A 16344-nucleotide genomic window follows, 5' to 3' on the forward strand; every position below is an offset into this window, starting at 1 on the left:
GTCTCAGGACATGGGTGACAGCTCTGCATCAGGACATCGGTGACGGTTGATGTGTCAGGACTTCGGTGACGTTCCCGGGTTCTTCGGGCGTCTTCCGCGGGGGCGGCCGTTGCCGACGTAGCGGATGCCGGGAGCGGGTCGGGTTCGCTCGACGAGGATCTCGCCGTCGAGGTCGGTGACGATGATCTTGTCGCCTGGTTGGTCTCCGTCGGTGACGATGAGGACCTGTCCGAACGCGTGCTCGCCGCCGATCTTGTAGTGCACCTTGTCGAGGTAGAGGACTCCGGCGGAGTTCACCGTTCTCAGCCGTGTGCCGGCGGGCAGGTCTGCGGGCGGGGTCGGCCGGGGCGCCACGACGGGGGCCGGTGGCCGGTAGACGGGCCGGTCCGGCTTCGGGCGGGGTGGGTCGGCCGTGGCAGTGGCCTCCCACGCAGCCAGCGGTGTGATCCGTCCGGGCAGCCCCTGGTGAGGGCGCTCGGAGTTGTAGAGGTGGTCGAACGCGTCGATCTGGGCCTGGAGCTCGGCGAGTGTGGCGGCCAGCGGCTGCTTGTCGAGGTAGCGGAACAGGGTCTGGTGGAAGCGTTCGTTCTTGCCCTGGGTGGTCGGCTTGTGCGGCTTGCCGGTGATCGCCTCGGTGCCCAGCGCGGCGACATGTGCCACGAGCCGGCCGACCATGCCCCGTCGCGACGGGTTGAGCGCGAGCCCATTGTCCGACAGCAGCCGTTGCGGCACGCCGTGGGCGGCCACGGCCTTGTCGAAGACCGCGATCGCGTCCTTGGCGGTCTCACCGGCCGCGGCGTGAGAGGCAAGCGCGTAGCGGGAATGGTCGTCGATGAGCTGGAAGATCACGCACTTGCGACCGCCGGTCAGCACGTACTCGGTGGCATCGAGCTGCCAGCACGCGTTCGGCGCCGGGTAGACGAACCGCCGCCACGCCGAGCGGGGCTTCTTACGCGGCTCGCGTCGGGCGACACCGGCCTCACGGAAGATCCTTGCCAACGACGCCGTCGAGGGCACCGATCCCAGGCCCATCGCGCACATCTTCTCGTGAACACTGATCGGGCCGTGGTCCAGACCGGACGCTTCAAGCGCGGCCCGCACCGCAACAGCGTGGGCCTTGACCTGCTCGGTCAGCTTCGACGGACTCGATCCCGGACGCCTGGACCTGGGCACGAGCACTGCTGCGGGCCCGTCAACGCGAGCGCGCTTCCGCAGCTCATAGAACGACTTGCGCGAGATGTTGTGCTCGATGCAGAACGTCGAAACCGCCCCCCGCGGCGCGTCATCAGGCCACTGCGAGATCGCGAGGCGGACACGAGGGTCGATGGGGTCATGGGCGGCCACCGCCACAGCCTCACGACGGAAGTGTCACCACCAACAACACCCACAGCGTCACCGATGTCCTGACACAGGACCGTCACCGATGTCCTGAGACATGACATGCCCAGCGACCGGCTCGCCGCCGCGCACCGCCTGCTCACCGAGGCGATCGCCGCACTCGACGAGGTCGCGGGCCCGGCCGCCTCCGATGACGAGCTGCTGTCGGTGCTGACCCTGTGCGAGGGCGCGGTCCGCCGGTTGGACCGGGTCACCGTGTCCTCGATCGCGACACTGGAGCGGCGGGGTACGTTCACCGAGCGCGGCTACCGCACCCCGGCGGCGGGGTTGGCGGACCTGCTGAACTGGGAGCGTTCGGAGGCGCGGCGCCGCACCCGGGCGGCCGAGCAGGTGCATCCGCGTACCGGGTTGGATGGCGGCGTGCAGCCGCCGCGGTTGCCGGCGACCGCGCAGCGGTTCGCCGAGGGCCGGATCGGGCTGCGGCACGTGGACGTGATCGCCTCCGTGCTGGACTCGCATGCGGCACGCCGGGTGTCCCCGGAGCGGCTGGCCGCGGCCGAGGAGAAGATCGCCGAACACGCCTGTGTGTACAACCCCTCCGAGCTGCACACCTGGGCCCGCCGGTTGATCGAGGCCCTGGACGAGGACGGCGCGGAACCCGACGACGCCCCGCCGCCGCAGCGCAACACGCTCAAGGTGGTCGCGCACCGCAGCGGCTCGGGGGGCCGGATCAGCGGCCGGTTCGACGACGCCGCCCGGTTCGACGCGATCGCCGCCGCCGTCGACGCCCTGGCCGCGCCGCGGGACCACCTCGACGACCGCCGGCCCGAGGAGCGCCAGGCCGACGCGTTGTCCGAGCTGTGCGCGCAGGTCCTCGAGCGCGGCGAGCTGCCCGAGACCGGTGGGCGGCGGCCGATGCTGAACGTGCTGATCGGGCTGGAGGACCTGCAGCGGCGGGCGCAGGGCGCGCTGCTGGACTTCGGCGGCCAGGTCAGCCCGGAGAGCCTGCGGATGCTGGCCTGCGACGCCGCCGTCGTCCCGATCGTGATGAACGGCGCCGGCCAGCCCCTCGACGTCGGCCGGGCCACGCGCACCATCCCGGACGGGCTGCGCCGCGCGGTCACCGCCCGCGACCGCGGCTGCGCCCACCCCGGCTGTGACCGGCCCCCGTCCTGGTGCGAGGTCCACCACATCGTGCCCTGGGAACACGGCGGCGACACCGCACTGTCGAACACGGTCATGGTGTGCAAGGTGCACCATCGGCTGCTGCACCATCCCGGGTGGGTGGTGCGGATCCGCGACGGGTTACCGGAGTTCGTGCCGCCCCGCTGGATCGACCCGCTGCAACAACCACGCCGCCAACCCCGCCCCGCCACCGCGGCATGACCGTGGCGTGGAGCTGACTCGTCCGGGTCAGCCGTTTCCTTCGCAGCCGACACCGTCGTCGTCGGCGTCCAGCCGGTGCCGGTCACTGCCGATCACCTGGTACGGCCCGCCGGGCAGGTCCCCGCAGTCGAGGTCCTTCGCCGACACCGGGACGCACGGCGTGTACCCGGCATCGCACCCGCCCCGGGCCGGGGCAGGTGCCGCCGCTGCGGGGGCGGGCTCCGAACCGGCCGGCGCGGTCACCGCGGGCGGCGCGGCCGCGAGCCGGCTCTCCTCGGCCGCGCGGTCGGCGCGCCGCCGATCCTCCTCCTCCCGTTCGGCGCGCCGCCGCTGCTCGGCCTCGCGGGCCGCACGGTCGGCCGCGGCCTTCTCCGCCTGCTCGCGGGCGATCCGCTCCTGCTCTGCGGCCAGGCGCTTCCGCGTCTCGTCGGCCAGCGCCGTCCAGCGCGCGTGCAGGGCGCGGGCGTCGGCGTGGGCCGTGCCGACGGAGCCCGCGAGGCGGCGGTCGTCGTCGGGGGACAGCGCCGCCCACACCAGGCCCCGGCGCGGGCCGGTGAACGCGGACTGCACGGCGCCGATCTCGTCGATCAGCACCAGGGTCCGCTGCGCGGCACGGTCGAGCCCGGCCGGATCCGGTGACGGGAACCGCAGTTCGTGCTGCGCGCTCGCGACCGCCGAGGTCGCCTTCTCCACCCGGGCGGGGACCGTGCAGGCGACCGCGGGGGAGTAGAGCCCGCGGGCGGCCACGCGCGCCTCGTCCTGCGCGTCGAGGACGTCGTCGTAGAACCGGTCGTTGGGCTCGATCAGCACGGCGGTGCCGAGACCTTCCCGGGCCAGCTCCGCGTTCACCAGGCGTCCGGCGCCGTCGTGGACGCCGGCCAGGGTGCGGCCGTGGGTGTCGATCCGGTCCTCGTCGTAGGTGAGCGTGACCGTGCTGCCCACCGGGATCAGCTCGCCGAGCCGGGCCGCGGCCTGCGGGCCGAGGCACTCGACGTCGGCGTCGGGGTCCTTGGTCTCCGGCGTGTCGACGTTGAGCAGCCGGATCCGCGCGGACCGGCCGTCGACGGTCGCGTCGAACGTGTCACCGTCGACGATCCGGGTGACGACGGCGGCGTCCGACGATGCCACCGTCGTCACGACCCCCACCCCGACGGTCACACCGGTGACCGCCAGGACACCGACGACGAGCTTTCCGATCACGGCACGGACCCCCGGATGCCACGGGCCGATCCGGATACGCTGCCGGCCCTGTCCTGCACTGCATCCGGCGCATCGGACGCCCGGGAGACCCCGTTAGCGGCAGGGTGTCGACCGGACCCGGAGATCATCACTTCTGTCGATCCACGGTGCCGGCGACGACCACGAGCTGATCCGTCCCCGGAACGTCCGTGCCCGGAACGCCCTCGCCGAGGTGCAGCCGAGGGGTCCGCGAAGATCGACAATTCGCGCTGATCTGCATCTCGGCGGGATCCGGCGGGCCGGCGCGGCCCGGGGCCCGGCCGACGCAGGGTCCGAGCCGCGCCGGCCCGGACCCCCGCCCGGCGGCGGCCGGCACCCCCCGACGCCGGTCGCCGCCGGTACACGCGCGCGCAGCAACCCCCTCGCTGCGCCGTATGCTCGGCAATCGTGCACCGTCGATCATGAACGGACCTTGTGGGAACCTTGAACCCGCAGGTCAGATCCGGTAGAAACGTCGCCCGGCACGGCGTGAGAGGGGACCGAGAACGGTGGAGTTCCGGGTTCTCGGTGAGGTCGAGGCCCGGGTCGACGGCCGGCTCGTGGACCTGGGGCACGCCCGGCAGCGGCACGTCCTGGCGGCCTTGCTGGTCGACGCCGACCGGCCGGTGTCGACCGAGCAGATCGTCGACCGCGTCTGGGGCGAGCACGCGGCGCCACGCAGCCGGGACACCGTGTACAGCTATCTCTCCCGGCTGCGGCGAACCCTCGCCGGCGCCGGCGTCGAACTCCACCGCCGCCCCGGCGGGCACGTCGTCGCCGTCGACCGGTCGGCCGTCGACCTGCACCGGTTCCGCGACCTGGTCACCCGCGCCCGGGCCACCGCCGACGCGGAACGCGCGTCGAGCCTGTTCGAGCAGGCACTGGGCCTGTGGCGGGGCGAGGCGTTCGCGGGCCTGGACGGCGAATGGGTCCAGCGGCTGCGGGAGGGTCTCGAGCAGGAGCGCTACTCCGCGGAGCTCGACGGCAACGACCTGCGCCTGCGGCGGGGCGACCACGCGGCACTGCTCCCGGTGCTGACCGCGCGAGCTGCGGCGCATCCGCTGGACGAGCGGCTGGCCGGGCAGCTCATGCTCGCCCTCTTCCGGTGCGGTCGCCAGGCCGACGCCCTGAGCCAGTTCCAGGAGATCCGGTCGCGCCTGGTCGAGGAGCTCGGGCTGGAGCCCGACGCGGCACTGCAGCAGCTCCACCAGGAGATCCTCGGCGGTGGTCCGGCGGCGGACGACCGGGGGCCGCCGGCCCCGACCGGCCCCGCCGTACCGGCGCAGCTGCCCGCGGAGGTGCCCGGGTTCACCGGCCGGGCCGGCGACCTCGCGGAGCTCGACCGGCAGCTGAGCGGGCCGGACCCGGCCGCAGGCCCGGGCACCACGGTGCGCATCTCGGTGATCTCCGGTACGGCAGGGGTGGGCAAGACCGCGCTGGCACTCCGCTGGGCACACCGGTCACGGGACGGCTTCCCGGACGGCCAGCTCTACGTGAACCTGCGTGGCTACGATCCGGACGAGCCGTTGTCGGCCACCGAGGCCCTGACCCGGCTCGTCCGCGCCCTCAGCATGCCGGGCGCGCAGGTCCCGACCGAGCCCGAGGAACTGTCCGCCACCTACCGGGGCCTCATCGGCGGGCGACGCGTGCTCGTGGTGCTGGACAACGCGTCCTCGGCCGAGCAGGTCCGTCCGTTGCTGCCCGGCACGGCATCGGCCGCGGTCGTGGTGACGAGCCGTGACTCGCTGGCCGGGCTGGTCGCCCGGGACGGCGCCCGCCGGCTGCTCCTGGACCGGCTGCCGGTCGCGGAGGCGGTCGGCCTGCTGGAGTCGCTGATCGGCGACCGGGCGACGGCCGAGGCCGGGGCGGCCGCGACGCTGGCCCACCGCTGCGCCCGGCTGCCGCTGGCGCTGCGGGTCGCCGCCGAGCTGGTGGCCGGGCGACCCGCCGCCCCGCTGGCGACGCTCGTGGCGGAGCTGGCCGACGAGCAGCGGCGGCTGGAGCTGCTCGACGCCGCCGGCGACGCACGCACCGCCGTCCGCGCCGTCTTCTCCTGGTCCTACCGGCAGCTGCCGGACGACTCCGCGCGGGCGTTCCGGGTGCTCGGCCTGCATCCGGGCCCCGACCTCGACTCCTACGCGGCCGCGGCCCTCACGGGCACGGGCCTCGACCGCGCCCGGGACCTGGTGGCCGGCCTCGCCCGCGGGCACCTGATCCGCGAGGTGGCCCCGGACCGGTACGAGATGCACGACTTGCTCCGGGCCTACGCCGTGCAGCGTAGCTCCGCGGTCGACACCGAGCAGGACCGGCGGGACGCGCTGACCAGGCTCTTCGACTTCTACATGCACGCTGCCGGGTGTGCGATGGACGCCCTCGCGCCGGCCGAGACGGCGCTGCGGCCCCGGGTCGGGCCGGCGACCACGCCCGTGCCCCCGATCGACGACCCCGGCACGGGGCGGGCCTGGCTGGACGCCGAACGGGCCTGCCTCACCGCCGTGTGCGTCCACGCCGCCGTGCACGGCTGGCCGGCCCATGCCACGGACCTTGCCGGAACCGTCGCCCGCTACTTCGAGCTCGGCGGGCACTACCTGGAGGCGGTCGCGGTCCACACCCACGCCCGCGATGCCGCGCAGCGGACCGGCGACCGGGCCGCGGAGGGGCGGGCGCTCGACAATCTCGGCCTCGTGCACCGGTGGCAGGGCCGCTATCCGGACGCCGCCGAGGAACACCGCCGGGCCGTGGTGCTGTCCGCCGAAGCCGGCGACCGGATCGGGGAGGCGTACGCGCTGGGCAACGTCGGTCTCGTCGCCTGGCAGCAGGGCGACTACACGCAGGCCGCCGAGTACCAGCTCCGGGCGCTGGCGCTGTTCCGGGAGATCGGGGACCGGGTCGGGGAGGCGCGAACCGTGACCTGCCTCGGGTTCGTGCGCCGGCGCCAGGGGCGGTACCGGGAGGCGGCGGAGCACCACCGCAGTGCGCTGGCCTTGTTCGAGGACCTCTGCGATCCGATCGGGGAGTCCTACACCCACGCCAGCCTGGGGCTCGCCCTGTCCCGGATGGGTCACGACGACGAGGCCGTCGAGCACCACCGGCACAGCCTCGTGCTGTTCCGCGAGAACGGGGACCGTGCCGGGGAGGCGTACGCGCTGGGGAACCTGGGGCTCGTCGACTGCCAGCGGGGTGACCTCGCACAGGCGATCGCCCACCACCAGCAGGCGCTGGCCGTCGGCCGCGAGATCGGTGACCGGGCGACGGAGGCGTACAGCCTCGACGACCTCGGCGTGGTGTACCGGAGGCAGGGCCGTACCGCGCTGGCCGTGCGCCACCACCAGCAGGCCCTCGCCCGATGCCGGGACATCGGCGAGCTGCCGGGCGAGGCCAAGGCGCTCAACAACCTGGGGGAGACGCGGTACGCCGCCGGCGAGCCCGCCGGAGCCCGGCACGAGCACGCCGCCGCGCTCACCCTCGCCACCCGGATCGGCGACCGGTACGAGCAGGCGCGGGCGCACGACGGTGTCGCCCGCTGCCTGCGTGACGCCGGCGACCCCGAGCAGGCCCGCGGTCACTGGCGGGAGGCGCTCGACCTCTACACCGATCTCGAGGTCCCCGAGGCGGCGGGGGTGCGCGCGGAGCTGAGCGGGCTCGAGCGGCCGACCTGAGGGCGCCGTCAGGCCCGGTCGTGGTCCTGCGAGTCGTGCCACGGCGGGGTGAGCAGGGCATCCATCCGGCGCAGCTCGGCGCGGTGCAGTGCGCTGAGCCGGGTGAGGATCCGGTCGCCGGCGGTCGTGAGCAGCACCCGGACCGCCCGGGCGTCGTCGGGGTGGGCGGCCCGCTCGACCAGGCCCTGCGCCTGCGCCCGGTTGACGAGCTCGACCACGCTGTGGTGCCGCAGCTGCAGCCGGTCGGCCAGCTCCCGGACCGTCGCCCATTCCCGCTCCGGGAAGCCCTTGAGGGCGAGCAGCAGCTGGTACTGCTGCGGGGTCAGCCCGTGCCCGCGCACGGTCTCCTCGCTGAACCGCAGGTAGCTGCGGATCCCGAACCGGAACCGGGCGAGCGCCTCGAAGTCCCGTTTGGTGAGCGCACCCGCTTCGGGCTGGTCGTCCTCGATCACCACGCGCTCATCCCACCATGCCGTCGTCGTCCGGAGGATGTGTCCGGCCGGGGACATCGTGACACGGTCTATCGTTGTGCGATATAAATTGTCCGGAACCGGGTGCTCCAGGACCGGCGGCCACCGTCCGGAGGTCGATCATGCTCAACGACCGTGAGCGCAAGACCCTGCACGATCTCGAACAGCAGCTCGTGCAGGACGACCCCGGCTTCCAGCGCAGGTTCGAGACGCGCGCCCGGGAGCTGGGCCGCCCCGGCCTCGTGACCGTGCTCGGGCTGGTGCTGCTCGTGGTGGTGGTCCTCTTCCTGCTGCTCGCCGGCGCGGTCGGCGGCGCACTCGTGCTGGCCGCGGCGGGCGGGTGGGCCTGGTGGATGATGCGCGGCCGGTCCCGGCCCGCATCGGGCGGACGACCCCCGGAGAGCGGGCCCGGCGACGGGCCGGGCTGAGACCGCACCGGGGACGACGGCCGGACCGACCGGTCGCCGCAGACGAGCGCCGGAGGGCGACATGGATGTTCTCGTCGTGGTTCTGATCATGATCGCCGGCCTGGGGGCGCTGCTGCTCGGTGCCGGCGTCCGCATCGTCACCCAGTACGAGCGGGGCGTGGTGTTCCGGTTCGGCCGGGTGCTCCCGGAGACCCGCGGGCCGGGACTCAGCGTGATCGTGCCGTTCGCCGACCGGATGCGGAAGGTGAACATGCAGATCGTGACGCAGCCGGTCCCGGCCCAGGACGGCATCACCCGGGACAACGTGACGGTCCGGGTCGACGCGGTCATCTACTACCGGGTGGTCGACCCGGTGCGGGTGGCGGTGGACGTGCAGGACTACGCCGCGGCGATCCTCCAGGTCGCGCAGGCGTCGCTGCGCTCGATCATCGGCAAGAGCGATCTCGACGACCTGCTGTCGAACCGGGAGCGGCTCAACCAGGGCCTGGAGCTGATGATCGACAGCCCGGCCGTCGGCTGGGGTGTGCACCTCGACCGGGTCGAGATCAAGGACGTCGCGCTCCCGGAGTCGATGAAACGGTCGATGTCGCGGCAGGCCGAGTCCGAGCGCGAGCGCCGGTCGCGGGTGATCACCGCCGAGGGGGAGCTGCAGGCGTCCCGGACGCTCGCCGAGGCGGCCGAGGTGATGACCGCGCACCCGGCCGCGCTGCAGCTGCGGCTGCTGCAGACCGTCGTCGAGGTGGCCGCGGAGAAGAACTCGACGATGATCCTTCCGTTCCCGGTGGAGCTGCTGCGGTTCCTCGACGGGGCCAGGGAGGCCGCGTCCGGCAACGGCGCGGCCGCGCACGGGACCGCGCAGGCCGGGACGGCGGCGACCCGGCCGGTCCGGGACCCTGCGGAATCCGAGGGCGAGGCGGGGAGCCCGGTGGGTGAAGGACGTTCCCCGGTGGAGACCGGCGAGATGGAGGCGCGCACGGCGAAGGGCGGCCCCGCGCTGGAGCACGGCGGGGCGGAGGGTCCCGCGGCCGAGCTCGGCGGGGCCGGCGGACCCGTGGTGGACAACGACGCGGTCAAGCGCGTCGTGGCGACGGCGAACGGCGCGGTCGTCCGGCCCGGCTCCTGACCCGTCCTGGTCGCGCCGCAGACCCCGGTCCGCGCCACGGCGAGGCCGGTGTGGTCGGGCGCGGCCGGTGTGGCCGGTGACACCGATGTGGCCGGGCGTGGCCGGTGAGGCCGGGCGTGGCCGTGCGCGGGTCAGCGTCCGGTGTCGAACGGCCGGCGGTGACCGCGCATGGCGCTGTCGCTGCGGTCGGCCACGGTCTCGGGCTGCGTCTCGTCATCGGCGGGATCGGCCTGCCGGAACACGACGGGGTCGATCGGGCCGGCCGGGGCGCTGCCGTCGTGCCGCGTCCGGGGCGGCGGGGCCGTGTCGTCGCCGGCCGCGCGGGGCGCCGGGAACACGGGGGTGTGGGGTGTCCGGAGTCGGGTGGTGATGGGGTGTCCTCTCGGGTCGGCTACGACGACGGCCCCCTGCACACGCAGGGGGCCGTCGCGATGTCCGTACGCGGAATCAGATTCCGGTCGGAATCAGATCAGATCTGCACGCTCGAGGCCTGCGGACCCTTGGGGCCCTGCGTGACCTCGTAACGGACGGCCTGGTTCTCGGTCAGCTCGCGGAATCCGCTGGACTCGATCGCGGAGTAGTGGACGAAAACGTCGGGGCCGCCCTCGTCGGGGGCGATGAAGCCGAAGCCCTTCTCGGCGTTGAACCACTTCACGGTGCCGTTGGTCATGGGGATCTCCTCTGGTCGGAGCGTGGGGACGGGGCCGCGCCACGTCGGCGAAGGCCCGGGTCAGCGTGAAACCCAGACGGCAGCCAGCTCCAGCAAGACCAAAGACAGCGAATCCGCCCGCATCATCATCCTGCGAGCGTGTAGCACACACGAAACTCAGAACTACGGTGACCGAAATCGACACTACATGGCCCGGCGAGGGCGCGCAATTCCGGGGTGACCGGAGTCATTTCCGCCCAGGTCAGAGCGTGAAGACGCCGACGGCCTCGTCGCCGTCGCGCCCCGGCCGGACATCCAGCTGCACCCGGTCCCCGGCGTGGAGGCTCTGGCCTCCGCCGCCCTCGATCCCGGCGCGGGTGACGCGCACGGAGGAGCCGTCCTCCAGGACGATCTCGCCGACGCCCGCCAGGGCGTCGAACCACTCCACGGTTCCCGTGTGCATGCATCTCGTTTCGTCGGCCGGTGACCCGGCTCGGGATACGCAGGTGTTCCGTCGGACGTACGGCTGCTGCCCGGCAGTCCCGAGCCTACCCGCACGACCGCCGGCGTGCCCCGGTCGCGGTGGACCGCCCCAGGGCCGCCGGCGCCGCTCGGGTCTCAGTTCGGCTCGCCGTACGCGGCCGCGATCGCGTCCGAGTCCAGCCAGCGGCTGTAGGTCGGACCCTGGGGCCACCCCGCCGGCGAGTCCTGCCACACCTCCTGCCGCCCGTAGGGCAGGATGTCGATCAGCCCGAACAGGTAGCTGAGCTGCTCGGTGCCGCGGCCGTCGGTGTGCCAGGTCCGGTAGACGGTGTCGCCGTCGCGCAGGAACACGTTGACGGCGAACCCGCCGTCGCGCGGGGCACCGACGTCGCTGCCGAAGGAGCTGTTCGCCGTCGAGTACCAGGTCATCGTGTTCCCGACCTTGCGCTTGTACGCGAGCGCCTCGCCGATCGGGCCATGGGTGACGATCACGAACCGGGCGTCGAAGGACGCCAGTCCCTCGAGCCGGGTGAACTGCGAGGTGAAGCCGGTGCAGCCGCCGCACTGCCACTCCGCGCCGTCGTTCCACATGTGGTGGTAGACGATCAGCTGCGGGTGGTCACCGAAGATCTCGGCGAGCCGGACCGGGCCGTGCTCGCCTTCCAGGACGTAGTCGGGCATCTGCACCATCGGCAGCCGGCGGCGCTGCGCGGCGATCGCGTCGAGCTCCCGGGTGGCGGCCTTCTCCCGGATCCGCAGCGCGGCCAGTTCCTTCTGCCAGGTGTCGGTGTCGACGACGGGCGGTAGGGCGTTGGTGGACATGGTTCCTCCGGAGACGTCGGTGTCCCTTCCCACCGGGTGGACTCCGCCGCCGCGGGGAACTCATCGGACTGCGGCGACGCGGTCAGGAACCGCCGCCCCACCGGGCCCGGACCAGCGCGAACACGTCCTGGCCGTGGGAGAACTCGACGACGTTCCCGTCCGGGTCGGTCAGCGCGCAGATGTAGCCCACGGGCTCCGGCATCTGCCGCGGCTCCCAGTGCAGGCAGCCCGCGGCACGGGCGCGGTCGGCGGCCGCGTCGACGTCCTCGCGGCGGGGGACCTCGATGCCGAGGTGCGCGAACGGCCGCAGCAGCCCCAGCTCACCGCCCCTGTCCCGGTCGAAGGCCACGAGGACGAGCACCATCGGCGTCTCGACCTGCTTCTCGTTCGAGAGCCACACGCTCTCCCCGGCGTCGTCGGAGAACCGCTCGACGACGGTCAGCGGGGTCATGGTGGTGTAGAAGTCGATCGCGGCGTCGAGGTTCCCGGTGGGCAGGGCGACGTGCGTCCACCGCGCCTCGGTCAGCTGCTGCCGGTCGTGCGGGGCGGCCTCGGTCATTCGCGGCTCCTCTCCGGTCTCGGACGGGGCCTCCAGCATGACGGCCCACCGGTGGCCGCGGGAACTGGTACCGGGCGGCGGGGCGGGTCAGCCGCGCGCGGCGGTGCCGTCGAGGAGGCGCTGCCGCGCGAGCCGCTCGACGAGCTCGGGGAGGGCGGCGGCCGGAGCGGTGTCGAGGTCCCGGCGCGAGCTGCGGACGACCCGGTCGATGACGACGGCGGGCGCGCGGCCGGCGAACTCGGCGGACAGCCGGTCGATGGCGCCTCGGACGCTGGGGTCGGAAGGCACGGAGACGGAGGGGTGCACGGTCGGGATCAATTCGTCGTTTCGTCAGAGGGATGCGTGCGGTCGTCGCGACGGCACGCTGCGGACGCCCTGGGGGACACGGCCGGTCGTCCTCGGCGGGACGCCGTGACCGGTCCGGGCGGTTCACCGTCCACGATAGCGGGAGCGGGACCGCGCGGCGAGCGAATTGTCGGTGTCGAGGCAACGGAGCGCCGGTGGCGGGTGCGGAACCGGACGGTTCACTGGACGTCCGAGTCGGGCGGCGCGAGACGGATCTCGCGGTCCGGTTCCACCGCGCCGACGCCGGCCACCCCGGCCAGTGCCGAGCGCCGGTCCTCGTCGCACGTCCCGACGACGACGCCGACCCCGCGCAGCACCTTCTCCACCTGCAGGCCGGCGCCCTCCAGCCCGGCGACGACGTCGTCGATGCCGTGTCCCTCGGCGACGGACACCAGCCAGCGCTGCGCGGACACGATCAGCTCCCCGGGGCCCGCACGAGGCCGGCCCCGACGTCCCCGGAGGGCAGCGGCAACCGCTGGGCGGCCTGGGTGAGCCGGGTCCAGAGGTCCCGCCCGCGGGCGCCCGTGTGCTGCGACCACAACGCGGCGATCCCGGCGACGTGCGGGGTGGCCATCGACGTCCCGGAGATCGTGCGGGTGCGCTGGGGCATCGGCCAGGAGGAGTAGACGTCGACGCCGGGTCCCGCGATGTCGACCTGACCGCCCTCCACCGCGGAGCTGGCCGCCGAGAAGTCGGCGATCGCGAGTGCGGGGTCCACCGCGGCCACGGCCATGATCGACGGGCTGTTCGCCGGTACGCCGACGAACCCGACGTCGCCGCGGGACCGCTCGGCGTTGTTCCCCGCCGCGGCGACGACCAGGGTGCCGACGTCGAGGGCGCGCCGGCCCGCGTTCTCGTAGGCCGCCGAGACGTCGTTCAGGTCGGCGCCGAGCGACATCGACACGACCTGGGCGCCGCCGGCGATCGCCCACTCGATGCCCTCGAGGATGTCGGCGTCGGTGCCGGAGCCGTCGTCGCCCAGGACCTTCCCGACCAGGATGCGCGCCTCGTGCGCGATCCCGTACCGGCGGCCCGGGTCCGGTGCGAGCGGGCCGCAGGCGGTACCGATGCAGTGCGTGCCGTGCCCCTGGACGTCCTGCACCTGCTGGCCGTCGACGAACGAGCGCGACTCGATCTGCCGGCCCGCGAGGTCCGGGTGCCCGAGGTCGAGCCCGGTGTCGAGCACCGCGACGGCGACGCCGGCGCCGGTCGCGGGGGAGGCGTCGACCCCGGTGGCCTGCAGCCCCCACGTCAGCCGGTCGGTGTCACCGAAGCGGGTCGCGACCGCGGCGGTGGCCGCGGCCTTGCCGGCGAGGGCGGTCGCGGCGTCCGCGAACCCCTTCAGGTAGTCCGCCGACAGGCCCGGGCCGGTGAGGGCGCGCTGCACACGTTCCGGCTCGACGCTCAGGACCCGCCGGTCGGCCCGGGCGGACCGCACCTGCTCCGGGTCGAGATCGGCGACCGCGACACCGAGCCGGGAGAACAGGGTCGGGCGGGCGCCGGACGGTCGGCCCAGGCTGCTCACCACCTCGGACTGCCCGGTCAGGTCCTGCACCGCGGTCCGGGCCGGCGCGTCGTCGTCGCCGAGCACGTCGTCGCTGAGCACCAGCAGGTACCGCCCGGTGTGCGCGCCGCCGGCCCGCCGCGTCCCGACCGTGCGCGGGTCCGTCATGTCGCCTCCGATGATCGACGTCGGTACGTCACATGGTGCCCCAGCAGGGGGTTCGTGGCGGGTCGGCGACACGCCCGCTCGGGGCCGGCGGTCCTGCGATCCCGGGCCGTGTTCCCGTGTTCCCTGCGGGTACGGGGAGTGCATCGTGGTACCGAGGTCCGGCGACGAGCGCCGGGGGACGGGGGCACGAGATGTCGGAGCAGCGCCGTGGTCCGGTCGTGGTCGGTGTCGACGGGTCGGCGTCCGCGCTCGACGCGGTCCGGTGGGCGGCGGGCGAGGCGGCCGCCCGACGTGTGGGCCTGCGTCTGGTCGCGGTGTTCACCCCGCTGCCGAGGAGCCCTCGGCACGATCTCGGGCTGGCGGCCCGCTACCGGGAACACGCGGTGGAGGAGCTGCGCGGACAGCTCACCTCCGCGGCCGGGGTCGTGACCGCCGCCGCACCGGAGGTCACGGTCGAGACGGACCTGCGGACCGGTTACCCGGCACCGGTGCTGGTCGAGGAGTCGCACGGTGCGTCGCTCACGGTGGTCGGCAGCCGCGGCCTGGGTGGGTTCAGCGGCCTGCTCGTCGGGTCGGTGGCCGTGGCGATCGCCGCGCACGGCGGGTCACCCGTGCTCGTCGTGCGCGGGGACCGGGGCCCGGACGCCGCCCTGCCGGTGGTCCTCGGCGTCGACGGGTCACCCGCCGGGGAGAGCGCGGTCGGGATCGCGTTCGAGCTGGCGGCCCGGCGGTCGGTGCCGCTCCGGGCGGTGCACGCCTGGTCGGACACCGCCGTCGGCCAGGACGGCGCCGTGCTGATCGACCGGCAGACGCTGGAGACCGAGGAACGGGAGGTGCTCGCCGAGCGCCTGGCCGGCTGGGCCCAGAAGTTCCCCGACGTCGACGTCCAGCGGGTCGTCGTCCGCGACCGGCCTGCGCACGCGCTCGTCGAGGAGGCCGCCGGCGCCGCGGTGGTCGTCGTCGGGTCCCGGGGACGCGGCGGCCTGACCGGGCTCCTGCTGGGCTCGGTCGGTCAGGCCCTCCTGCACCACGCGGACAGCCCGGTGCTCATCGCCCGCCCCTGACCGGTGGTCCGTCCGGGCGGCCGGTGGCGTCGCGCAGCACGGCGTCCGCGATCGCGTGCAGCGTGGTGCTCGTGTCGTGCGAGTGGCGGCGGAGCAGCGCGAACGCCTCCTCCGCCGTGCAGCCGCGGCCGGCCATGAGCGCGCCCTTGGCCTGCTCGATGCTCGTGTGCCGGGCGAAACGCCTGCGCAGCTGCGCGTTCTCGGCGTCGAGCGCGCGGGCGAGCGCCGCCGCGGCCGGGCCCGGCCCGTCGGACCCCGGGTCGAGCAGGCCGGTCACGTCCTCGGCGTGGTGCAGGACACCGATCACCCGGCCGTCCCGGTCGCGCAGCGGCGAGTTGACGGTGACCCACACCCGCTCGACGAACCCCGGTCGCCCGGCCGGCGCCGGCACGTCGTACCGCAGGACGGGCAGGTGGTCCCGGACCCCCGACCGCAGCACCCGCTCCAGGGACGCCGCGGCGGCCGCGGCGGCCCCCGCCCCCACGAGCTCCGGGTTCTCCGGGAACACCTCGAACACCGGCCGGCCGGCGAGCTCGTCGGGCGTGCGCAGCGTGGCCTCGCAGTAGGCGGGGTTCGCACCGACGATGCGCAGCTCACGGTCCAGGACCAGGTACGGCGAACGCGTGGCGCGGAACGCGGGATCGGCACGGCAGGCGTGCAGGATCTGCGTGTCCGAGGACCCGGAAAGCATCTCGACCTCCGCCGCCCCGGACGGCGACGGGTCGTCGGCGCCGCTCCACGCGGTGCCGGAGGCCGAGCCCGGCGCGGTCCGGCAGCGCTGACGTGCGTGTGCGGACACGGTCCCCGGCGAGAACGCGGGGACGCCGGGCCGGTTGTTCGACCCCTGGGATGTGCCCGCGGCCGGCTCGACCGGGGCATCGCCGAAAACCGTAGGACAGGTGATCGCGGACGCCGACGGTGGGTGCCACCCCCGGCGCCGAGGCGACGGCGGTGGTGCCGTGGCGCCGGGAGAGACGTGGCCGCGCCGCGCGACCCTCGCGGGCCCGGGTGACCGCCTGGCGGTGATCGGCGGCCGTGGCCGGGCGGGGGACCGGCACGCCCCTGCGTGGCGCCGGACCGCGCGGGTCCGGCGCGCGAAGGGGGACTGACCTGCGACGACGGCGATGA

The 16344-nt window shown here is 74.3% G+C and carries 16 protein-coding genes and 1 pseudogene; 5 read left to right on the forward strand and 12 right to left on the reverse strand.

Translation table 11 applies throughout. The features are described from left to right. Window positions 1-28: 28 nt before the first annotated feature. Window positions 29-1302, reverse strand: a pseudogene (locus tag H7X46_RS08600) (integrase core domain-containing protein). Between the two features lie 138 nt (window positions 1303-1440). On the opposite strand from H7X46_RS08600, the gene H7X46_RS08605 reads away from it, so the two are divergent. Beyond that, window positions 1441-2724, forward strand: coding sequence for an HNH endonuclease signature motif containing protein (locus H7X46_RS08605; protein ID WP_186358906.1), 1284 nt, complete (start codon window positions 1441-1443; stop codon window positions 2722-2724). 27 nt (window positions 2725-2751) lie between these two features. Here H7X46_RS08605 and H7X46_RS08610 read toward each other — a convergent pair whose 3' ends face one another. Beyond that, window positions 2752-3924, reverse strand: coding sequence for a thermonuclease family protein (locus H7X46_RS08610; RefSeq protein ID WP_186358907.1), 1173 nt, complete (start codon window positions 3922-3924; stop codon window positions 2752-2754). Between the two features lie 527 nt (window positions 3925-4451). Between H7X46_RS08610 and H7X46_RS08625 the strand changes: the two genes are divergently transcribed. Next, a complete protein-coding gene (locus H7X46_RS08625) occupies window positions 4452-7601 on the forward strand; it encodes a tetratricopeptide repeat protein (protein WP_370588662.1) in 3150 nt (1049 codons plus the stop codon). An 8-nt stretch (window positions 7602-7609) separates the two neighbouring features. Here H7X46_RS08625 and H7X46_RS08630 read toward each other — a convergent pair whose 3' ends face one another. Then, window positions 7610-8053 carry a MarR family winged helix-turn-helix transcriptional regulator gene (locus tag H7X46_RS08630; protein ID WP_370588663.1) on the reverse strand — a complete coding sequence of 148 codons (444 nt, stop codon included), beginning with the start codon at window positions 8051-8053 and terminating at the stop codon, window positions 7610-7612. Between the two features lie 140 nt (window positions 8054-8193). Between H7X46_RS08630 and H7X46_RS08635 the strand changes: the two genes are divergently transcribed. Both H7X46_RS08635 and H7X46_RS08640 read left to right on the forward strand, forming a co-directional pair. Continuing rightward, complete coding sequence (locus H7X46_RS08635) at window positions 8194-8499, forward strand: DUF3040 domain-containing protein (RefSeq protein WP_186358910.1); 306 nt, start codon at window positions 8194-8196, stop codon at window positions 8497-8499. Between the two features lie 61 nt (window positions 8500-8560). Further along, window positions 8561-9622 carry a slipin family protein gene (locus H7X46_RS08640; protein ID WP_186358911.1) on the forward strand — a complete coding sequence of 354 codons (1062 nt, stop codon included), beginning with the start codon at window positions 8561-8563 and terminating at the stop codon, window positions 9620-9622. A 131-nt stretch (window positions 9623-9753) separates the two neighbouring features. Here the strand turns inward: H7X46_RS08640 and H7X46_RS08645 are convergent, their stop codons facing one another. From H7X46_RS08645 to H7X46_RS08680, 8 genes are all read right to left on the reverse strand, one after another. Further along, the gene (locus tag H7X46_RS08645) at window positions 9754-9960 is read right to left on the reverse strand and encodes a hypothetical protein (protein ID WP_186358912.1); all 207 of its coding nucleotides are present in this window, start codon (window positions 9958-9960) and stop codon (window positions 9754-9756) included. A 131-nt stretch (window positions 9961-10091) separates the two neighbouring features. Continuing rightward, window positions 10092-10292: a cold-shock protein gene (locus tag H7X46_RS08650; RefSeq protein WP_186358913.1), complete on the reverse strand. Its 201-nt coding sequence runs from the start codon at window positions 10290-10292 to the stop codon at window positions 10092-10094. 241 nt (window positions 10293-10533) lie between these two features. Next, on the reverse strand, window positions 10534-10734 hold the full coding sequence (locus tag H7X46_RS08655) for a cold-shock protein (protein ID WP_186358914.1): 201 nt from the start codon (window positions 10732-10734) through the stop codon (window positions 10534-10536). 155 nt (window positions 10735-10889) lie between these two features. Further along, entirely contained in the window at window positions 10890-11576 is a 687-nt protein-coding gene (locus H7X46_RS08660) for a DUF899 family protein (protein WP_186358915.1), read from the reverse strand. An 82-nt stretch (window positions 11577-11658) separates the two neighbouring features. Further along, the gene (locus tag H7X46_RS08665; RefSeq protein ID WP_186358916.1) at window positions 11659-12135 is read right to left on the reverse strand and encodes a VOC family protein; all 477 of its coding nucleotides are present in this window, start codon (window positions 12133-12135) and stop codon (window positions 11659-11661) included. 87 nt (window positions 12136-12222) lie between these two features. Continuing rightward, window positions 12223-12423: a three-helix bundle dimerization domain-containing protein gene (locus tag H7X46_RS08670; RefSeq protein ID WP_186358917.1), complete on the reverse strand. Its 201-nt coding sequence runs from the start codon at window positions 12421-12423 to the stop codon at window positions 12223-12225. Between the two features lie 236 nt (window positions 12424-12659). Further along, window positions 12660-12893: a hypothetical protein gene (locus H7X46_RS08675; protein ID WP_186358918.1), complete on the reverse strand. Its 234-nt coding sequence runs from the start codon at window positions 12891-12893 to the stop codon at window positions 12660-12662. A 2-nt stretch (window positions 12894-12895) separates the two neighbouring features. Continuing rightward, the gene (locus H7X46_RS08680) at window positions 12896-14152 is read right to left on the reverse strand and encodes a S8 family serine peptidase (RefSeq protein WP_186358919.1); all 1257 of its coding nucleotides are present in this window, start codon (window positions 14150-14152) and stop codon (window positions 12896-12898) included. A gap of 191 nt (window positions 14153-14343) precedes the next feature. On the opposite strand from H7X46_RS08680, the gene H7X46_RS08685 reads away from it, so the two are divergent. Then, a complete protein-coding gene (locus H7X46_RS08685; protein ID WP_186358920.1) occupies window positions 14344-15216 on the forward strand; it encodes a universal stress protein in 873 nt (290 codons plus the stop codon). Here the strand turns inward: H7X46_RS08685 and H7X46_RS29495 are convergent. Beyond that, the gene (locus tag H7X46_RS29495; protein WP_186358921.1) at window positions 15200-16015 is read right to left on the reverse strand and encodes an ANTAR domain-containing protein; all 816 of its coding nucleotides are present in this window, start codon (window positions 16013-16015) and stop codon (window positions 15200-15202) included. The two genes, H7X46_RS08685 and H7X46_RS29495, sit on opposite strands and share 17 nt — an antisense overlap. Window positions 16016-16344: the final 329 nt, after the last annotated feature.

This window comes from Pseudonocardia sp. C8 (genome assembly GCF_014267175.1).
Classification (GTDB): domain Bacteria; phylum Actinomycetota; class Actinomycetes; order Mycobacteriales; family Pseudonocardiaceae; genus Pseudonocardia.

Coding starts and splice junctions, on each gene's coding strand:
- H7X46_RS08650 (WP_186358913.1), bottom strand. CDS start 10,292: ATGACCAACGGCACCGTGAAGTGGTTCAACGCCGAGAAGGGCTTCGGC.
- H7X46_RS08635 (WP_186358910.1), top strand. CDS start 8,194: ATGCTCAACGACCGTGAGCGCAAGACCCTGCACGATCTCGAACAGCAG.
- H7X46_RS08605 (WP_186358906.1), top strand. CDS start 1,441: ATGCCCAGCGACCGGCTCGCCGCCGCGCACCGCCTGCTCACCGAGGCG.
- H7X46_RS08655 (WP_186358914.1), bottom strand. CDS start 10,734: ATGCACACGGGAACCGTGGAGTGGTTCGACGCCCTGGCGGGCGTCGGC.
- H7X46_RS08640 (WP_186358911.1), top strand. CDS start 8,561: ATGGATGTTCTCGTCGTGGTTCTGATCATGATCGCCGGCCTGGGGGCG.
- H7X46_RS08680 (WP_186358919.1), bottom strand. CDS start 14,152: ATGACGGACCCGCGCACGGTCGGGACGCGGCGGGCCGGCGGCGCGCAC.
- H7X46_RS08660 (WP_186358915.1), bottom strand. CDS start 11,576: ATGTCCACCAACGCCCTACCGCCCGTCGTCGACACCGACACCTGGCAG.
- H7X46_RS08685 (WP_186358920.1), top strand. CDS start 14,344: ATGTCGGAGCAGCGCCGTGGTCCGGTCGTGGTCGGTGTCGACGGGTCG.
- H7X46_RS08665 (WP_186358916.1), bottom strand. CDS start 12,135: ATGACCGAGGCCGCCCCGCACGACCGGCAGCAGCTGACCGAGGCGCGG.